17 protein-coding genes are annotated in these 19446 nt (G+C 62.6%); 11 read left to right on the forward strand and 6 right to left on the reverse strand.

The features are described 5' to 3' along the window. Window positions 1-22 precede the first annotated feature (22 nt). From QEZ52_RS08930 to QEZ52_RS08955, 6 genes are read left to right on the forward strand one after another with little or no spacing between them, the layout of a single operon-like run. Window positions 23-2149, forward strand: a complete 2127-nt coding sequence (locus QEZ52_RS08930; RefSeq protein WP_406649606.1) for a hydantoinase/oxoprolinase family protein — start codon at window positions 23-25, stop codon at window positions 2147-2149. Between the two features lie 3 nt (window positions 2150-2152). Then, entirely contained in the window at window positions 2153-2917 is a 765-nt protein-coding gene (locus tag QEZ52_RS08935; RefSeq protein ID WP_406649607.1) for an ABC transporter ATP-binding protein, read from the forward strand. Then, window positions 2917-3651 carry an ABC transporter ATP-binding protein gene (locus tag QEZ52_RS08940; RefSeq protein WP_406649608.1) on the forward strand — a complete coding sequence of 245 codons (735 nt, stop codon included), beginning with the start codon at window positions 2917-2919 and terminating at the stop codon, window positions 3649-3651. Before QEZ52_RS08935 ends, QEZ52_RS08940 begins: the two co-directional genes overlap by 1 nt. Further along, complete coding sequence (locus tag QEZ52_RS08945) at window positions 3648-4562, forward strand: branched-chain amino acid ABC transporter permease (protein ID WP_406649609.1); 915 nt, start codon at window positions 3648-3650, stop codon at window positions 4560-4562. The genes QEZ52_RS08940 and QEZ52_RS08945 overlap by 4 nt, the downstream gene beginning before the upstream one ends. 3 nt (window positions 4563-4565) lie before the next feature. Beyond that, window positions 4566-5624, forward strand: coding sequence for a branched-chain amino acid ABC transporter permease (locus QEZ52_RS08950; protein ID WP_406649610.1), 1059 nt, complete (start codon window positions 4566-4568; stop codon window positions 5622-5624). Window positions 5625-5635: 11 nt separating this feature from the next. Beyond that, window positions 5636-6808 carry an ABC transporter substrate-binding protein gene (locus QEZ52_RS08955; RefSeq protein ID WP_406649611.1) on the forward strand — a complete coding sequence of 391 codons (1173 nt, stop codon included), beginning with the start codon at window positions 5636-5638 and terminating at the stop codon, window positions 6806-6808. Window positions 6809-7059: 251 nt separating this feature from the next. Here the strand turns inward: QEZ52_RS08955 and QEZ52_RS08960 are convergent, their stop codons facing one another. Next, window positions 7060-7989 carry a GlxA family transcriptional regulator gene (locus tag QEZ52_RS08960; protein WP_406649612.1) on the reverse strand — a complete coding sequence of 310 codons (930 nt, stop codon included), beginning with the start codon at window positions 7987-7989 and terminating at the stop codon, window positions 7060-7062. 104 nt (window positions 7990-8093) lie between these two features. Here QEZ52_RS08960 and QEZ52_RS08965 point away from each other — a divergent pair, with 104 nt between their 5' ends. From QEZ52_RS08965 to QEZ52_RS08975, 3 genes are all read left to right on the forward strand, one after another. Continuing rightward, window positions 8094-9269, forward strand: a complete 1176-nt coding sequence (locus QEZ52_RS08965) for a TauD/TfdA family dioxygenase (protein ID WP_406649613.1) — start codon at window positions 8094-8096, stop codon at window positions 9267-9269. Window positions 9270-9411: 142 nt separating this feature from the next. Next, window positions 9412-11529, forward strand: coding sequence for an acetate--CoA ligase family protein (locus tag QEZ52_RS08970; RefSeq protein WP_406649614.1), 2118 nt, complete (start codon window positions 9412-9414; stop codon window positions 11527-11529). Window positions 11530-11532: 3 nt separating this feature from the next. Further along, entirely contained in the window at window positions 11533-12354 is an 822-nt protein-coding gene (locus QEZ52_RS08975; protein ID WP_406649615.1) for an enoyl-CoA hydratase/isomerase family protein, read from the forward strand. 71 nt (window positions 12355-12425) lie between these two features. On the opposite strand, the gene QEZ52_RS08980 is transcribed toward QEZ52_RS08975, so the two are convergent. Continuing rightward, window positions 12426-13304 carry a LysR substrate-binding domain-containing protein gene (locus QEZ52_RS08980; RefSeq protein WP_406649616.1) on the reverse strand — a complete coding sequence of 293 codons (879 nt, stop codon included), beginning with the start codon at window positions 13302-13304 and terminating at the stop codon, window positions 12426-12428. A 109-nt stretch (window positions 13305-13413) separates the two neighbouring features. Between QEZ52_RS08980 and QEZ52_RS08985 the strand changes: the two genes are divergently transcribed. Continuing rightward, entirely contained in the window at window positions 13414-14607 is a 1194-nt protein-coding gene (locus QEZ52_RS08985; protein WP_406649617.1) for a TauD/TfdA family dioxygenase, read from the forward strand. After that, window positions 14604-15716, forward strand: a complete 1113-nt coding sequence (leuB, locus tag QEZ52_RS08990; protein WP_406649618.1) for a 3-isopropylmalate dehydrogenase — start codon at window positions 14604-14606, stop codon at window positions 15714-15716. Before QEZ52_RS08985 ends, leuB begins: the two co-directional genes overlap by 4 nt. A gap of 175 nt (window positions 15717-15891) precedes the next feature. Here the strand turns inward: leuB and QEZ52_RS08995 are convergent, their stop codons facing one another. The 4 genes from QEZ52_RS08995 to QEZ52_RS09010 all read right to left on the reverse strand — a co-directional run bounded on the left by QEZ52_RS08995 (window position 15892) and on the right by QEZ52_RS09010 (window position 19252). Further along, the gene (locus QEZ52_RS08995; protein ID WP_406649619.1) at window positions 15892-16653 is read right to left on the reverse strand and encodes an ABC transporter ATP-binding protein; all 762 of its coding nucleotides are present in this window, start codon (window positions 16651-16653) and stop codon (window positions 15892-15894) included. Continuing rightward, window positions 16650-17747, reverse strand: coding sequence for a FecCD family ABC transporter permease (locus tag QEZ52_RS09000; RefSeq protein ID WP_406649620.1), 1098 nt, complete (start codon window positions 17745-17747; stop codon window positions 16650-16652). Before QEZ52_RS09000 ends, QEZ52_RS08995 begins: the two co-directional genes overlap by 4 nt. Next, on the reverse strand, window positions 17747-18865 hold the full coding sequence (locus QEZ52_RS09005; protein ID WP_406649621.1) for an ABC transporter substrate-binding protein: 1119 nt from the start codon (window positions 18863-18865) through the stop codon (window positions 17747-17749). Before QEZ52_RS09005 ends, QEZ52_RS09000 begins: the two co-directional genes overlap by 1 nt. Window positions 18866-18949: 84 nt before the next feature. Continuing rightward, window positions 18950-19252, reverse strand: coding sequence for a hypothetical protein (locus QEZ52_RS09010; protein WP_406649622.1), 303 nt, complete (start codon window positions 19250-19252; stop codon window positions 18950-18952). Between the last annotated feature and the right edge of the window lie 194 nt (window positions 19253-19446).

Genomic DNA, 19446 nt, shown 5'->3' on the forward strand with positions numbered 1-19446 from the left:
ATTGATCCGAAAGGAAAAACACATGCGTACCCAATATCGCCTGGGCATTGATGCCGGCGGCACATTCACCGATTTCATTCTGGCCGACAAAAAGGGCAGCACCCAGATCTTCAAGGTTCTGTCCACGCCGACCGAACCGACCAAGGCCATCCGGAACGGTCTGGCGCTGATCACCGAGGAAACCGGCCTGACGGCGCAGGACATCGTGTCGAATTCCGACCTGTGCATCAACGGCACCACCGTGGGTCTGAACGCGCTGATCACCCACACCGGGGCCAAGACCGGGTTGATCGCCACGCGGGGCCACGAAGATTCCATCGAAATCCGCCTGGGCCACAAGGAAGACGGATATCGCTATGACCCGGATTATCCGCCCGCCACAATGCTGGTGCCGCGCCATCTACGCAAAGGCATCTCGGAGCGGGTGATTTCGGATGGGTCGGTCAAGACCCCGATCAACGAAGGCGACGTGCGTGCCGCCTGTCAGTATTTTATCGCCGAAAACGTGGAGTCGGTTGCGATCAGCTTTGTCTGGTCGGTGCTGCATCCCGAACATGAGCTGCGCGCCGCCGAGATCGTCCGCGAGATGATGCCCGATGTACGCCTGACAGTCGGCAGCCAATTGTACCCGCAGGTGCGCGAATACACTCGCACCTCTACCGCGATCGTGAATGCCTATCTGGCCCCGATCCTGCAACGCTATGTCGAAGCGATTGATGCCTATTTCCGCGAATTGGGCAGCCAGCACCCGGTGCGCTATTTCCAGTCGAACGGCGGGCTGGCGCTGGGCAAGGTGGTCAGCGACCAGTCGGTTTATGCGATCAATTCCGGGCCGGCATCGGCTCCGCAGGCGGCCTTGGATGTGGCCGAACCCTGGGGGGACAAGAACATCATCACCTGTGACATGGGTGGCACCTCCTTTGACATCACCCTGACCAAGGATGGTCAGGCCAACGTCAACAAGAACATCGACTTTTTGCGCTATCGCATTGGAATTCCGATGATTCAGGTGGAAACCCTGGGGGCCGGTGGCGGGTCGATTGGCTGGATCGACTCGATGGGGCTGATCCAGATGGGTCCGCAATCGGCGGGATCCGAACCGGGACCGGCCTGTTATGGTCAGGGCGGTGACAATCCGACCACCACGGATGCCAATCTGACGCTTGGCTATCTGAATGCCGATGGGCTGGTTGGCGGGCGTCTGCCGCTGGATGTGGACAAGGCGCGCAGCGCGATCAAGACCAAGCTGGCCGATCCGCTGGGCATTTCGGTGGAAAAGGCGGCCTATGGCATGTTCACCATCGTCAACAACAACATGGTGAATGCGATCCGCCGGGTGTCGGTCGAACGGGGCTATGATCCGCGCGATTTTGTGCTGATGGGGGCTGGGGGCGCGACCGGGGCGCATATCACCGCTCTGGCCCGTGAAATGGGGATCTCCAAGGTTCTGATTTCCAAGCTGGCCTCGGGGTTGTGCGCCTATGGTCAGATCATATCGGACGTCAAATACAACTATATGGCTCCGGCACCGATCCGGCTGGAGGGGGCCGAGGCGGCGCAGACGCTGGATCAGCTGTTCAACAAGCTGGAGTTGCGGGGCCATGGAGATCTGAGCCAGGACGGGTTCAGCGACGACAAGATTTCGATCCGTCGCAGTCTGGACATGCGTTATGTCGGGCAGGTGCATGAATGCACGGTCGAGATCGCGCCCTTTGAGGTCACAGAGCCGTCGCTGGAGGACATCAAGGCGGCGTTCCACGCCCGTCACAAGGCGCTGTATACCTATGATGAACCGCACAACGCCGTCGAAGTGGTGAATGTCGAAAGCACCATCGCCGGACGTGTGGACAAACCCAAACGCATGAGCATTGCCGCGGGATCGGGTGCCGAGAGCACGTTGAAGGGCCGCCGCCCGATGGTGTTCAGCGCCGACGGACAGGCACAGGACACGCCGGTCTATGACGGTGCTGCATTGGGGGCTGGGGACGTGTTGCATGGGCCTGCCGTCATCGAAGAGGTCACCACCACCATCGTGATCGAGCCGGGTTGGACCGTGTCGCTGCACGAAAGCGGGGTCTATGTGCTGACGGCGGAGACCGCCCCGGAGGGCCGGCCGCTGAGCCAGCTCAAAGAACTGGCCGGGGTCTGAGCCATGGCGCGGCGACACAGCACGGCGTCCTCGCAGGCCGAGTCTTCGCTGACCGCGTCGGGGGTGACCGTGGCCTTTGGCGGGTTCAAGGCGCTCACCGATGTCACAATGTCGATCACGCCGGGCAGCGTTCATGGGCTGATTGGCCCCAATGGCGCGGGCAAGACGACAATGGTCAACACATTGACCGGGTTCCAGGCACCGACCACAGGGTCGGTCGCCCTGGGGGGCAAGGAGGTGGGCCGGATGTCGCCGCACCAGCTGCGCCGCGAAGGCGTGGCGCGGACATTTCAGGCCGGACGGTTGTTCACCGGTCTGGATGTTCTCGACAATCTGGCCGTGACGGGTGTGGGGCTGGGGCATTCCCGATCCGGATCCGAGGCCGAAGCGTTGCGGGTGCTGGGCTGGATGGGGGTGCCCCATTTGGCTGAACGGCCGGCGGCGGGGCTGCCGTATACCGACGAACGGCGTGTGGGAATTGCCCGTGCCTTGATGTTTGCGCCGGACTTCTTGCTGCTGGATGAACCGGCGGCAGGAATGTCCGAAGCCGAAGCCGGCGATCTCGCCGCGCTGATCGCGCGTGTGGCAACCGAACTGGGCACCGGCGTTCTGCTCATCGAACACAATGTCGGGTTGGTTCTGTCCGTGTCTCAGCATGTCTATGTGCTGGATGCGGGGCAGGTCATCGAAGAGGGCGACGTCGATGTGATCCTCAAGAGCCAGGTGGTGCGTGATGCCTATTTTGGTGCCGATCAGGAGGCCGCGTGATGTCCAAGCTTGGCGTATTTGACGTGTCGGTGCGGTACGGGAAAGTCCCCGCGCTGACCAATGTGACCCTGCACATAGAAGAGGGAGAACGGGTGTTCATCTCTGGCCCCAACGGGGCTGGGAAGTCGTCGTTGCTGGGGGCGATCAGCGGCGCTGTGGCCCCCAGCCAGGGGCGGATCGAACTGGATGGCGATCTGTTGAGCGGTCGCCCACCCGAAGCCATTGCGCGGCTGGGCCTGTCCATGGTGCCCGAGGGGCGCGAGATTTTTGGCAGCCTGACGGTCGAGGAAAACCTGAAGGTCGGGACCGGGTTGCGTAGAGACCAGAGCGCTGTCTCCGCCGATATTTCGGAGATATTTGACGCGTTCCCAATCCTGGGGGAGCGTCGTCATGCCAGCGCCGGTGCGCTGTCCGGTGGCCAGCAGCAGATGCTGGCCATCGGGCGGGCGCTGATGACCAATCCCAAACTGATGATGGTGGACGAACCGTCGTTGGGATTGGCCCCAAAGATTGTGGATCAGGTGTATGAAACGCTTGTTGCCCTGCAGGAAGAGCGGGGGCTGACGTTGTTGATCGTCGAACAGAGTTCGACACGCGCGGCCCGTGTTGGCGGGCGCATGATCCTGCTGCGGGGCGGTGCGGTTGTCGGCGAGGGAGACGCCGCGACCTTTGCGTCCAAGGACCTGCTTCGCGACGCCTATTTCGGAACATCCAACACGGAGGCCGCGCTATGAATTCTGCTGCACAACTGTTTTTTGATGCGGCTTCGCTGGGCGGGATCTATGCGATGGCCGCCCTGGGGATCGCGTTGATCTTTGGGGTGATGAACCTGGTGAACTTTGCCCATGGCGAATACATCGCCTTTTGCGTGTTCGCCCTGATCGTGCCATCGACCGACGCCGTGGCGGTGTTGTTTCTGGGCAAGGCACCGGCCTTTGTGTTGATCCCGGTTCTGCTGGCGGTGGGCGCCGGAGCTGCCGTGGCCAGCGAGTTCATCGTGTTCCGCCATATGCGCCGGGCAACGCCGGTGGCGATGATGATTTCCTCCTTTGCGCTGGGCTTTATCATCCAGAATACGCTGTTGGCGATCTACGGAGGGCGGCCCAAGGCCATCAGCCTGTGGCCGGATCTGAACACGCCTGTGGCCGTGGCGGGCGCGCATGTCCCGCTGCTGCAGCTGATTGTCATCCTGAGCACGGTGGTGGTGGTCTGTGCCCTGGCGCTGTTGTTGAAGAAAACCCGCCTGGGGTTGGAAATGCGGGCCGCGGCCGAGAATTTCACCATGGCGCGGCTGTTGGGGGTGCGGGCCAATGTGGTGATCACCGGGGCCTTTGCCCTGTCGGGCGCGCTGGCGGCGGCGGTCGCGCTGATCCTGGCGACCCAGACCGGGGTCGCAGATGTCCGCATGGGCGGGCAGATCATGCTGGTTGCCTTTATCGCCACGGTCATCGGTGGGCTGGGGTCGTTGCCCGGTGCCGTGGCCGCGGGATTTCTGATTGGTGCGACATCCATTGTGTTGCAGGCCTTTCTGCCGCTGGAAGTCCGCCCGTTCCGTGACGCCTTTCTTTACACGCTGGTCATCGTTTGCCTGCTTTTGCGTCCGCAAGGGTTGTTCGTGCCCAGTTCAGCCAAGCCGAGGATTTGAACCATGATGGGTAAACACGCACAAAACCGGCTTCTGGCCTATTCCACCCCGATTGTTCTGATCGGACTGCTGGTCCTGATGGCGGGAATGGTCAGCCTGTTCGGGGACAAGGCGCTGGCCCGGACGATGGCCGAAACCCTGGTCCGGGTGGTGCTGGTGGTCGGTCTTTGGATCTTTGTCGGCAATTCGGGCGTCGTCAGTTTCGGCCATGCCGGGTACATGGCGATCGGTGCCTATTGTTCGGCGTGGCTGACGCTGAAGCCACAGATGAAATCCATGTTCCTTCCGGACCTGCCACAATGGTTGGCGCAGGCGGAATGGCCGGTTCTGCCTGCCGCGATCGTGTCGGGGCTGTTGGCGGCGCTGGTTGCGCTGATCTCTGGCGCGGCAATCCTGCGGCTGTCGGGTATTGCCGCCTCGATCGCGACCTTTGCATTCCTGGCCATCGTCAACACCGTCTATTCCAACTGGGAAGGCGTCACCGGTGCGACGTCATCGGTGGTCGGGCTGGCCCGATATGTGGATCAATGGGTGGCCTTGGCCTGGGCGGCCGCGGCGATCATTGCCGCCAATCTCTATGCCAATTCTGCCAGCGGGCTGGCGCTGCGGGCCACCCGCGAGGATGACGTTGCCGCGTCGGCCTGTGGGATCGACATGTATCGCCATCGGTTGATCGCATTGGTCGTCAGCGGGTTCTTTACCGGTGTATCGGGTGCGCTGTTGGGGCATTCGATCGGTGTTCTGAACCCGGACAGTTTCTATCTGAACATCACCTTCATTTCGCTGGCGATGCTGGTGGTTGGTGGCATTGCCAGCCTGTCGGGGGCGGTCATCGGGGTGCTGAGCCTGTCCGTGCTGATCGAGGCGCTGGTGCGTCTGGAACAGGGCGTGACAGTCGGGGCCACCGCGTTTGCGTTGCCCAGCGGGGCCCAGGAAATCCTGATCGGGATCGTGATGATCCTGATCCTGGTGCTGCGACCTTCCGGGCTTTTGGCCGGCAAGGAGCTGCGCCTGCCCCAAAGGGGCGTGACGCTCAAATCAAAAAATACCCAAACCAACTGAGGAGACGTTCCATGAAACACGCATTGATTGCATCCGCATTGACGCTGGCGCTGGCATCGCCAGCATGGGCCAGCGAGGATATAACGGTGGGCTTTGCCATTGCAAAATCGGGCTGGATGGAAGCCTATGACACACCCGCCGCAGCAGCGGCCAAGATCCGCATCGATGAAATCAACGCCAATGGCGGGTTGTTGGGACAACAGGTCAAATGGGTCGAGACCGACACCAAAACCGACCGGGCGCAATCTGCCAAGGCCGGACTTCAGGTGCTGGATGACGGGGCCGACATGATGGTCGTCAGTTGCGATTACGATTTTGGGGCCCCGGCGGCCCTGGCGGCAGAGGCTGAGGGCAAGAATTCGTTCTTTCTGTGTGCCGAAGACGTGAAGGCCGGCATTCAAGGCGTTGGCCCGAACAGTTTTTCAGGCTCGGTTCTGGCGGCGGTGCAGGGCGCAACCATGGCGGAATGGTCGACGCATCAGCGGGACGCCAAAACCGGTTACGTCCTGTTGGACACGACCATCGAATACAACAAAGGCATCTGTACCGGTTTTGACTGGATGTTTCCAAAGGCCGGTGGCGACATCGTCGGGCGCGACACGTTCAAGAACAACGATGCCTCGATCGCCAGCCAGATCAGCCGGATCAAGGCGCTGCCCCAGGAGCCGGATGTGATCATGCTGTGTTCCTATATTCCCGGTGCGGCGGCGGCTGTGCGCCAGCTGCGCGCAGCGGGCATCCAGTCGATGATCCTGAATGGGTCGGCGGTGGATGGGTCCTATTGGCTGGACGCAGTTCCCGATTTGTCGGGGTTTGTATTGCCGGTCCAGGGGTCGATCTATGGCGACGATCCACGCGCCGAGGTCGAACGCTTTAACACCGCGTATGAGGCTGCGACCGGGGCCCGTCCGGCCAGTCAATACGCCTATCCCGGCTATGTTCTGATTGACCTCTGGGCCAAGGCGGTCGCCCGCGCGGGAACAGTGGAAGGCAGCGCCGTGACGGCCGAGCTGGAAAAGATGCAGAACGAAGCGACCACATTTGGGCCGCGCAGCTTCAGCGACACCCTGCATCATCAGAACAGCGCAAACATGCAGATCATCGAGATTTCCGGTGCGACCCCTGCAGTGGTCGACAATTGGACCATCAGTGAGCCGGTGCCGCTGGATGTGTTGTTGAAGTAAGCCACACAGTCGCGACATGCGCCCGTTCCAGATGTCTGTCCGGAGCGGGCGTACCTGTGTGCGGGGACCTCTGCGCCGTGCGGCAGGTGTCCAACGTCAACAAGGGGAACACTGTCCGCGACCTGTCGAATGCACACATGTTGCAACTGAGGGCCAAAGGCCGGTGGCCTGCGACAGTATCCCGTTTTACCCCCGCTGATCTCGCCCCGGTGGGGGGCAGTGATGCCCCGGGACCATCGCGGCCCCGGATCTCAGCTTTGGCGGTCGCGGGACGCGGGGTGGCCGTATCTTTGCCGATAGGCCCGGGCAAAGCTCTCCGGATTTTCAAATCCGCACAGGCTCGAGATTTCGCTGATGCGCAGGCTGGAGTTCTGCACCAGATTGCGGGCCTCTGCCAGCCGCAGATTGCGATAATAGGCGGCCGGGGTTTGCTGAAGGTGGTGCTTGAACAGCCGCCCCAGCGTCCACTGTGGAACCCCGACGCGGGCGGCAATCTCGGCAACGGTGATCGGCTGATCCAGCGTGGCAATCATCAAATCGACGGCCTTGGCCAGATTGCGATCCAGACGCGCCAGCGACGTGTCGGTCAGCAGCCGTTGTTGTGGGCCGGTGTGGTTGGTGGGCCGATAGGTCAGGATCTCGGCCACCCGATATGCCAGCTGCCGTCCGCTGAAATGTTCGATCAATCCCAGGGTCATGTCGAACGTGGCGACTCCGCCGGCGCTGGAACAGCGGGTGTCAGAGACGTCAAACAACCGGTCGGCAAACATATCCGCGCCGAATTTCTCGCGATAGCTGCGCAGCGCTTCGAAATGCACCGCCGCGGGGCGGCTGCGCAGCAGTCCGGCTTCGGCAAAGATCAACGCGCCGGTGTCAACACAGCCCATCAAAGCGCCTTGGCGGGCGCGGTGTTTGAGCCAGCCGAGCAAGGGTCCGGCAACCGCTGTTTCCGGGTGGTAGGAGGACAGCAGCAACACGACATCCGCCGGGCTGTGATCCAGTTGGTCGGTGTTGATGTCTATGCCGCTGGAACTGGTGAGGTGGCCGCCCTTGACCGACAGGAATCGCCAGCGCCACAGCGTGTCGGCGGTTTCGCGGTTGGCCACCCGCAGCGGTTCGGTCACCAGGGTGAGCGACAGGATCGGAAAGTTGTCGGTCAGGACAATGTCGGCATGTGGCATGGTGGCTCGGATCAGTTTGTCAAAATACGTTAGTTAATTGCCAATTCTGATCAACTGTTTTTGCGCGACTGTTCCTAACATCCGGGGGTAGTGGAGGAGAGCATATGACCGATCTGCCCTGGACACCAGATTTCGAAGTCTGGCCCATCGACCATCACGCCGCGCGTTTGCAGCACAGCGCAGAGGCGCTGGAGGTGATCTGGTCCGATGGTCGGACCAGCCAGCACCATGTCCTGCTGCTGCGCGAAAACAGCCCCGATCCGGCAACGATTCACCCCAAGGCGCGCGAGATGCGCATCTCTCCCACTGGGATCGAGGCCGAGGTGGCCATCACGGGGGCCGGGATCCTTGAAAGCGGCGCGGTGGACGTGAGATTCTCTGACGGCACCACCAGCGCCTATCACCCCGGCTGGCTGCGCGGCACCGCCTGGTTTGGCGCACCAGACCCGATCCCGCCGATCTTGTGGCGGGGCGCGGACCTGACGGAACCGCCGACGTTTGATGGCCCGCAGGCGTTGGAGGACCCAAGGGTGTTCCTGCGCTGGCTGGAAGCCCTGCGTGACTATGGTGTGGCGCGTTTGCGCGGGTTGCCACAGCAGGATGGGCTGCTGGAAGAGATCGTCACCCGCATCGGCCCGGTCCGCGAAAGCAATTTTGGCCGTCAGTATGTGCTGGAGATCAAGGACGACCCGGACAGCCAGGCCTTTACCCCGGACAGGCTGCTGCAACATATCGACATGCCGACGCGGGAAACCCCGCATGGGCTGCAGTTTCTCTATATCCGTGCCAATACCACCACCGGCGGCGAGGGGATCTATGTGGATGCTTACCGGATTGCCGAGGACATGCGCGAAGACGAACCAGAGCACTATCAGTCTCTGGTGACGGATGTCTGGGACTACAGCAACCGCGCCCGCCGTTCGGACTATCGCGCCCGTGGGCCGGTGGTCGAGACCGATGCCAATGGGACCATCACCGGCGTGCGCTATAACACGTTTCTGCGCGCACCGCTGCGCGCACCTCTGGAGGTGCAGGCCCGCGCCTACAGGGCGTATCGCGCCTTTTGCGCCCGGGCCCAGGATCCCCGGTACGAGATGACCATTCGCTATGAACCGGGCGACCTGCTGGCCTTTGACAACCGCCGTGCGTTGCATGGGCGGGCAGGGTATGACGCCAAAGGCGGCACCCGGTTTATCGAAGGGATCTATGCCGACCGCGATGACCTGCACTCTTGTATCCGCACGGCGCACCGGCGCATCAGAGCCGAGGCACAGTCATGAGCCCGGGTCAGGACCGCTTGGTCCGCGCGGTGCAAACCGGGGGAAACACCGGCCGGGTGACCAGACGGAAAAACTGTGCGCCGGGGCCGGGGGGCGCGATTGAGGTTGGCGGGATTGGCGCACGGTCGGCAGAGGTTCTGACGTGACCAGGGCAGATCGTCTGAAACGGATGCTGAACCCGGCCTGTGTGGCCTGGTTTGGCGGTGCCGGCCTCGCGCCTGCAATTGGCTACATGCAGGCGAATGGTTTTGCGGGAGAGGCCGTTGTCGTGAACCCCAGGCGGGCCGAGATTGCCGGGTTGACCTGCGTGCCCTGTGTTGGCGACCTGCGCCGGGCCCCGGATCTGGCCATTCTCGTGATCCCCAAGGAGGCGGTGCTCGAAACCGTGCGCGCCCTGTCGGAACGGGGCTGTGGCGGGGTGGTTTGCATCACGTCCGGATTTTCCGAAAGCGCCGACGGAACCGCGCGTCAGGCCGAATTGGTGGCTGCGGCGGGCGAGATGCCGGTGATCGGCCCCAATTGCCCCGGCATCGCCAATTTCCTGGATGGCAACGCCTTTATGATGGACCACTTTGGCAATCACGCGCCGGGTCGGAATGTGGCCGCCAGGGGTGCAGCGGATGGGGGCGTGGCGGTCAAAGACGTGGCGGTCAGAGGCGTGGCGGTGATCTCCAATGGCGGCGCTTACCTGAGCGATCTTGGCTGTGCCGATCGCGCACAGCCGATCGCCTATCTGATCGGGCTTGGCAATCAGGCGATGGTGAGTATCGCCGACATGCTGGACGCGGTGCTGGACGACAATCGGGTGACGGCGGTGAACGTCTATTTCGAAGGCATCGGCGACGTGCAAAAGCTCTCCCAGGCTGCGGCCAAGGCGGCGCGCAATGGCATCCCCGTGGTGGCCATCAAGGGCGGCCGCAGCGCGGCAGGTGCCCGCGCGGCGCAATCGCATACGGCGTCGTTGTCAGGGGATGCAGCCGTGGCCTCGGCCCTGTTCCGCCGCTTTGGCTGGATCGAGGTGACAACCCCGACGGAGGCCATCGAAACCGTCAAGATGCTGAGTTTCACGGCGATCCCAAAAGGGGCCAGGACCGGATTTATCACCTCGTCTGGGTCCTATGCGGTGCTGGGTGGGGATATCGCCGAACAGGCCGGATTGCAGATGGTGGCCCCCACGGCAGCAGCGGCGGCGGCGCTGGATCTGGTGTTGCCTACCTATGTCGGACCGGCCAATCCGCTGGATATTTCAGACGCCCATGGTTGGGCGCAGGCGGATCAATTGCCGATCTACCGGGCGTTTGCACAGGATCAGCATGATCTGTTTGTGCAGGTGATGTGCTACCCGCCGGAAGGCGGCTGGGACATGTCGACCTGGGACGCCACCACCGGCGCGCTGGCCGCGACCAAAGGCGATCGCCCGGCGGCCTTTGTCAACACTCTGGCCGAGGCACTGCCGCGCGCGGCCCGCGACCGGATGATCGCCAACGCCATGGCGCCCTTGCAGGGGATCGAGGACGGTTTGCGCGCGGTGGCCCATGCGGCGCGGTATGGCGCGCGGCGCGACATGCTGGACCCCGACGCCATGCTTTTGCCCGCCCCGCGCTGTCCGCAACCCGGCGGCACTGGCAACAGCATGAGCGAGGCGGCGGCAAAATCCTGGCTGTCTGAAGCCGGGTTGGATGTGCCGCGCCACTGGATTGTCGATGGTCCCGACACATTGGCGGACATCGCCTGCACCTGTGCGGTCAAGGCCCTGGTGCCGGGGCTGTTGCACAAGACCGAAGCCGGGGCCGTGGCGTTGACCGTCGCACCCCGGGATCTGCCCGCCACGATCCGCGCCATGGCGGGGCGGCTTGCGGCGCAGGGTCTGAACCCCGACGGGTTCCTGATCGAAGAGATGATCCAGAACCCGGTGGGCGAACTGCTGGTGGGCATCCGCCATGTCCCGGACATTGGCCTGACCCTGACGCTGGCCATTGGCGGCATCGCCGTGGAGCTGATGCAGGACACCGCCACTCTGATCCTGCCCGCGCCGCGCGCAGACATCGCGGCGGCGCTGAAGGGTCTGAAACTGGCCCCGCTGTTGCTGGGCTATCGGGGGCGACCTGCGGCAGATCTGGCGGTCATGCTGAGCGCCATCGAAACCCTGTGCGCCTGTGTCGCCGACCATCCCGACATTGCAGAGCTGGAAGTGAATCCGCTGCTGCTCACCCAATCCCGCGCGGTCATTGCCGACGCGGTGCTGACCCTGAAAGGCTGAGACATGACCGACTATACCCATCTGATCTACGAGGTCGACGCCGACCACATCTGTTGGCTGACGCTGAACCGCCCGGAAAAGCTGAATGCCATGAACCTGAAACTGATCGCTGAATTGCAGGCGGGGTTGGAGCGCGCCGACGTTGACGACGACGTCAATGTGATCGTGATCCAGGGGGCCGGGCGCGGGTTTTGTGCGGGGCACGATCTGGACGAGGACGCCGAAGAGGACCGCACGTCGATCTACGAATACCGCGCGCATTACTTTAAACAGTTCGAGGAGTTCACCACCCCCTGGCGGATCACCAAACCGGTGATTGCCAGCGTCAATTCGATTGCCATCGGCAAAGGCTTTGAGCTGAGCCTGTTTTGCGACATCACCATTGCGTCAGAGGACACCCGCATCGGCTATAACGAGGTGCGCTATGGAATTTCGGGCCACTGCATGGCTCTGCCTTGGCTGGTCAACATGAAAACCGCCAAGGACCTGCTGTTGACGGGCCGCGAGCTGACCGCGGCCGAGGCCAAGGAGATGGGGCTGATCACCGAAGTGGTGCCGTTGGACAAGCTGAAGGAGGCCACGCACACCAAGGCGCTGTTGATGGCGCGGATGCCGCGCGAGATGCAGCGGATGCACAAGATGTATCTGAACCGGGTCTACGAGATGCAGGGGCTGAAGACGGCGACCGACTATTATCTGGAACAGGTCGCCATCATGGGGGCCAACCCGGTCCCGGAATACGAGGCCTTTTCCAAATCAACGATCGAAAAGGGGCTGAAGGCCACCTTGAAAGAGGCCAACGCACGCTATGAGGGGTTGGGATGACGCGCTGCGGCGTCTGATGGGCCGCCAATCCAATTGGCCCGGCGATCCCGGATCCGTGAACAGGGTCCGGGTTAGGTGTCGGCGGTGGTCGGGCGGGTCTGTGCCTGGTCGGTGACCCAATCGGCAAACAGTCTGGCCATGGGGCGGCGGCCTGAGTTCACCACCAGCCGATAGCCCCGGCTGGACCGGATCGGCTGCGCTCCGACGGGAACAAGCCGCCCCTGGTCAAAGAATTTGGCGATGAAAGGCAGAAACCCGATCGCAATGCCCCGGCCATAAGCTGCGGCTTCCAGAACGATATGCGGTTCGTCCAGGACTTCGCCACGATCGGCAAACCGCTCTGGCGCACCGACCGCAGCCAGCCAGTGACGCCAGGTGCTGCGGTCGCGATAGTGGATCGGCGGCAGTTTTCCGTCCCAGAACGCGTCTGTGATCTGCAACCCCGGCGCGGCAACCGGAACCGCCTTGGTATCAAACAGCATGGCCGTTTCGGTCTCCGGGCCGTCCAGTTCGGCCCAGATGATCGAGACGTCCGCCAGACGGGACTCCAGCGCGCCGATCACATGGATCAGGTCCACCCGCAAACCGGGGTGCTGGGCCTCGAACGCGCCGATCCGCGGCAACAGCCACTGTGACGACAAATACGGCCCGACCGACACGCGCAGAACCTCATGTGTGGTCAACCGTTCTGTAATCTCCTGAAGTTCCTTCCAGATCACTGTCGTGGCTTGGGCCAGTTCGGTGCCGTCCTGGGTGAGATGAACTTCGCGAATGCGCCGTTCGAACAGCCGTTTCCCCAGAGCGCGTTCCAGCGCCGTTATGCGGTGGCTCACAGCCGACGGGGTGACGTTCAGCGCCCGGGCTGCGTGGGAAAAACTCAGGCTGTCGGCTGCATGGTGGAAATAGACAAGAGAACCAAGATAGGAGGGGTCTTTGGGATCAGGCAGCATGTGTTGTCCATGGTTGAGCTAAGCTCAACCATTCTGTGTTGAATTGGGATTTGTCAAACATATTCGCTGGAGACTTTATGGCGGTTAGAAAATGTACAGGAACACCATCATGCTCTTTGCGCGCCACAGCATCCGGTCCGCCGCCGTCGAAAACAATCAGCTGGTTGTCCGATGGGAGGACGATCACCAAAGCCGGTTTCATCCCATCTGGTTGCGTCACCAATGCTGGTGCCCGGAGTGCGGCCCACCAGAGACCGGGGTGCGCGGAATCCGCCTGCATCATATCGACGAAGGGAACTGTGTCGCGCAGGCGGAGGTCACGGACAACATTGTTCGAGTGCTCTGGCCAGATGGGCACAGGTCCGACTATCCGGCGCGCTGGCTGCGCAATCACTGTTATTCGGATGCGGAGCGCAGGCGCAGGCGTGTGCAGCCGATCCTGTGGGACAGGTCGCTGGGCGCGGATCTTCCGGTGGGATCTCTGACCAAGGCAGAAGCGGACCCGGCGGTGCGGCTGAAGATCCTCGAAACGGTGCGCGACTATGGGTTCTGCAAGATCGTGGATGCGCCCACCGACAGCGCGGAAAGCCAACGGATGATCCGGTTGGTCGGGGCGCAGCGGCAGACCCATTTTGGGACCTATACGCTGAAAAAGAAAACCACCGTGACCAATGTGGGCGACACCACCGGCCCGCTGGGTCCGCATGTGGACGAACCCTATCGTTATGCCGCAATCGGCATCACCGTGTTTCAGGTTCTGCGGCCCAGCACGAACGGGGGGGCGTCGACCCTGGTGGATGGGTTCGAAGCGGCCCGCCGTCTAAAGGAAGGCTGGCCCGAGGACTTCGAGCTGCTGTGCAAGATGCAGGTGACCTGTCAGCGGTTCGACCCGGGCGACAACAGCCACGGCAATATGCGTTGGTACAAATCCCGTTTGCCGGTCATCCGGCTGGATGATCGCGGAGAGGTCTGCGGCGTGCGGATGAACGAACGGCAAATCTCTCCTCTGGATGTACCCGGCGATCAGGTGGGGCCTGCGTATCGGGCGCTGAAACGACTGTTTGATTTGCTGTATGACGACGATCTGCGCCTGACGCTGGACCTGAAGGCGGGCGAGGGGTTGTTGTTTGACAACCAGCGCCTGTTGCATGGGCGGACAGGGTTCACCCCCGAGACCCCACCCCGCGCCGTGCTGACATCTTCGGTTGATCTGGACGATTTCCACTCGTCCATGCGCCTGTTGCACCGGGATCTGGACCCGGATGCGATGCATCTGGTGCTGTCGCAGGGGATGGCAGGATGAGCGGTACGTTCAAAGTGCTGGCGCTGGGCGGCGATCATATTGGTCCCGAAGTCGTGGCTGCCGGGTTGCAGGTGCTGCGCCAGGTTGCTGACCAGTTCGGTGTGGCGGTGGAGATTGAGGAGGACCTGTTGGGCGGTGCGTCCTGGGATGTGCATGGCACGTTTTGTACCGACGCAGTCGCGGCCAAGGCGCGGGCGGCGGACGCCATATTGGTCGGCGCGGTGGGCGGGCCGGAATGGGATAATATCCGGATTGCCGGGCCGATCACCGAAACCGATGGGCTGACCCGGTTGCGGATCGAACTGGATGTTTACAACGCCCTGCGCCCGGCACGCGCCTGGCCTGCGCTGCTGCACAGAACGCCCTATCGGCAAGAGGTTGTGGAGGGGGCTGATCTGTTGGTCGTGCGGGAAAATGCGGGCGGGATCTATTATGGCGAACCCCGTGGGCGCGAGGTGCTGGGCGACGGTCAGGAGCGGGCCTTTGAAATCAGCGAATACCGCACGGGAGAGGTCGAACGCATCGCCCGCTGCGCGTTCGAGGCCGCGCGCGGGCGGGGCGGCCATGTGACATCGCTGGACAAGTCCAATGTGATGGAGAGCGGCAAGCTGTGGCGTGAAACGGTGGCGCGGATCGGGCGTGAGGAGTATCCCGACATTCAGCTGCGCCACCTGTTGATGGATTACGCGTTGTTTGCCGTGGCCCGCGCGCCGCAGGAGTTTGACGTGTTGCTGGCGGACAATCTGTTCGGAGATCTGATTTCGGATCTTGTTGCGGTGGTCTCGGGCGCGCTGGGTATGTTGCCGTCGGCGACCTTGCCCGCCGCTGCGAGGGTGGGGCATCCGGTGAAAGGCGGTCTGTATGAACCGACGCATGGCAGCGCACCGGATATTTCCGGGCAGGGGGTTGCCAATCCGATTGGCACCATCCTGTCGGTTGCCATGATGTTCGAATATGGCTTTGGGCTGCCGGCGGCCGCGCGGGCCATCGAACAGGCCGTCGATCGGGTGCTGGCTGCCGGGCTGGCGCCGCCTGATCTGGGCGGGACGGATGGGACGGCGACGATCACACAGGCGATCCTGCGCAATCTGCACCCGATCCCGGCCTGATCAGAGCGCCTTTCCTTGTTTCCTTGGCCGGAGGGGCGATGCGCGCGCGTGATCCGCCCCTCGAACAGGGGGCATTGCGGTCTCCGCCTGTGATGTCGCCGCCAGTGAGATCGCCCCCTGTGAGATCGCCACTGGTGAGATACACGCCGACAACATACGGGCGGTTGACAGAGGATCAGCCCACGGCACGCAGCGGCACCACCTGAAGCGGGGTGTTCTCGCTCTGGGTTACACGGGCTTCGATCCCAAACATGATCCTCAACCTGTCCGGTGTCAGAACCTCGGTCGCGGGGCCGGCCGCGACTTTGCGGCCCCCGCCCAGGCCGATGATGCGATCCGAATACTGTGCAGCGAGATTGAGATCATGCATCGCCATACCGATGATCATGCCGTGCGTGTGGGCGATATGGCGCAGCCGTTCCAGCACCAGCAGTTGGTGCCTGAGATCCAGCGCGGCGGTCGGTTCATCCAGCAACAGCACACGCGGCTGGCGGAACAACGCCTGGGCCAAGAACACAAGCTGGCGCTGCCCGCCGCTGATTTCATCCAACGGGCGGCTTTGCAATGTGGCCAGCCCGAACAGATCAAGCGTAGCCAAAGCCTGGTCTGCAAGACCTGCCGGAAGGCGGAGGCCCAGGCTGCCAAGACGGCCAAGCAGGACAACTTCGAGCACACTCAGCGAAGACTGCGCACTGGTATCCTGTGGCATATAGGAAATTGTCCGGTGCCGGTCTTGGGCCGAGATGGGTGCCCCCGACAACGACGTGGACCCCTGCATGGGGATCAGCCCGGCGAGCGCCTGAAGGAGCGTGGATTTTCCAGCTCCATTGCAGCCGATCAGCGCCGTGATCTGCCCTGTGGGCCACAGATCGTCCAGCGCGTGGATGATTGTGGTCTGCCCATAAGCAACGGTCAGGTTTGTGATCTTGAGAGTCACCAGTGGCTCCTTTGTCCGCGCAGGATGAGAAAAAACAGGAAGGGCACTCCGATCAATGCCGTGACAATGCCGATGGGGATCACGCCACCGGGCGAAATCAGCTTGGACGCGACCGAGGCCCCCGTCATGGTGATCGCTCCCATCAGGGCCGCCATCGGCAACAGGATGCGCTGGTCTTCGCCCACCAGCATCCGCGCGATGTGCGGGGCGACCAATCCGACAAAGCCGATGGTGCCAACAAAGGCAACCGCGCCAGCGGTCAACAAGGCCACCACCGCAAACAGCTTGATCCTGAGGGCGCTGACATCCACGCCAAGAGCCGCCGCACGCGCATCCCCAAGGCGCAGCGCCGTGAGCTGCCAGAGATTGGGCAGGACGGCCAAAGTCGTCACGGCAAAGACAACTGCAACAATGGGAACATTGTTCCAACTGGACTTTAGCAGCGAGCCAAACAGCCAGAAGACGATGGCCTGCAGCACTTCGGGTGCGGCCATGTATTGCACGAGCGATTGTGCCGATTGGAACAGGAACAGGGTGGCGATCCCGGCCAGCACCATGGTTTCCGCGCGCATGGCGCGCATCTTTGAGACGGCAAAGACCAGCGCCGCCGCCAACACGCACATGGCAAAGGCAGACAGCGGTACGGTCAACCAGGGCAGAACCGGCAGGGTCACACCCGTCAGGATGGCCAACGCCGCTCCGAAACCGGCGGCCGCGGAAAAGCCCAACGTATAGGGGCTGGCCAGCGGGTTACCCAGAATGGTCTGCATATGCACACCGGCCGTGCCCAGCGACATGCCGACCAGGATGGCCATCAGGGACATGGGCAGCCGGATGTCCTGGACGATCACCCGTGTCATCGGCGCGGCCTGTGACGGGGTGAACATGCCGCTCAGCACGTCCGACAATCCCAGCATGGCGGGTCCGGTCAGGATATCCGCGATGGTCAGCGCGGACAGCATCACGATGGCCCCGGCCAGACGGGTCAGGCGCCGGCGCATCCCGGTGTCGTAGTGCGTGGCGTGGGTGGCGTCGGGGGCAGCATGAGCCGCCCCCTTCGCCTTCGTGGACCAGATCCCGTCCGGGGCAGCCATCAGCCGTCGACCCTGGGCAGTTGGGTCATATAGGTGCCCGTGAATTCGACCGGCATGTAGGTGGCAAAGAACCGGTCAAGCGTGGCCTGCGGGTCCATGTCGCCAAAGTGTTCGGGATACATCGCCTTGGCGAGAAACTGCAGAAAGGCATAGTCATAGAGCGTGCGGTTGCCACCGTGATAGATGCCAAAGATGTTTCCGGTTTTCACCGCATCCAGGCTCGCCCAACCGGGACGCCCCAGATAGGCCTGCATCCGTTCGTGGGTCAGCGCGCTGTCCACACCCGGCCCCATGATCACGGCCTGATCACGTCCGGCCCATCCCGACCCAGCCAACAGGATCATCTGCGGGTTCTGCGCCAGAACATATTCCGGGCTCAGCTTGCCCCAATTGCTGATTTGGCCATTGGCGATATTGGTGGCCTTGAGCTGGTCAATGACGCTGCCCCATTGGGTGCCGGAATAGGAGTTGTCGACCGTGTCCTTGCCCTTGCGCGCCAGTTCCACATAGACCTTTGGTGCCGCATCTTCGGGCAGCGTGGCCAGACGGGCTTCGATTTCGGCCACGGCGGCGGCATATTCATCCGCCAACGTCCTGGCGCGGTCTTGGGCACCCATCAGGTCGCCCAACAGCTTGGTGGATTGCACATGCTTTTCGACGGTCTGTGCGTTGTAGTCGAGCACGACAATCGGCACGCCTGCGGCTTCCAGACGGTCGGCCACGTCCCCAAGCGTCCTGTATTGCCAGGCGGCCAGGACGGCCACGTCCGGTTGGGCTGCAACGGCGGCCTCCAGCGAAAAGGTGCCGGAATCAATTTCACCGACATCCGCCAGATCGTTCAGGCGGGGAATGACAGCAGCGTAGGTCTGCCATTGCAGGGTGCGCCAGCCTTCCCAGGTGTCTTTGGAAATGGCGACAACCCGGTCATAGGCCTGGGGACCAGCGACGGCCATGAAGTCTTCGAAATAGAAGCCCAACAGGATCCGTTGCGGATTTTCCGGTACTTCCACCGTGCGTCCCAACGTATCTGTCAGGGTGATGTTGTCCGCCCATGTGGGCATGGCGACGGACACCGCAAAGGCGGCTGCGGCAACGCCGCGCGAAAATGTTTTGAACATGGGTTTTCCTTTGGTTCACACACTGTCCCGTCCGGCCTGCAAACCAGGGCCGGTCAGGACGTTCCATTCAGGGGTTGTGAGCGATCAAAGGCGTGGCGGTGCCCGGCTTTGATAATCGGCAATTGGGCGCAGCGGTTTGTGAGGCGGTGGTGACAGGACCAGCCTGTGTTGAAAGGTCTGGGCCAGAACGACCCAACCAACATCTCCCCGCGACGCTGTATCCGTGATCAGACCAAAGGATTGGCACCAGTCACAGCCGGATCCGTCTGCCATGGGTTCAATGGGGGCGCCGGTCTCCAGGTCAATCGTGACCTGCTGAATGCCAAAGGGCGAACAGATTTCGATCTGCATCGCATCTGCCGACGACCCAACCACGATTCCGGACATGGTGAACTGAATGAACAGCCACGTTACTGCCGGGAGTAGCAGTCCGAGTTTATGGAGAGGTGTATGCCGCAACAGGCCTGTCTTCTTCAGCTTCCGGACCCTTGATCGCAGACTCCGTGGTGGGTTTCAAGCGCGCGCGTCCTGTGCGCGCCCTGTGTGGCGACGGCCCGCACCCCGCCCTGCCGATAGGTTTT

Source organism: Aliisedimentitalea scapharcae, from assembly GCF_045277565.1.
In the GTDB taxonomy this organism is placed as follows: domain Bacteria; phylum Pseudomonadota; class Alphaproteobacteria; order Rhodobacterales; family Rhodobacteraceae; genus Aliisedimentitalea; species Aliisedimentitalea scapharcae.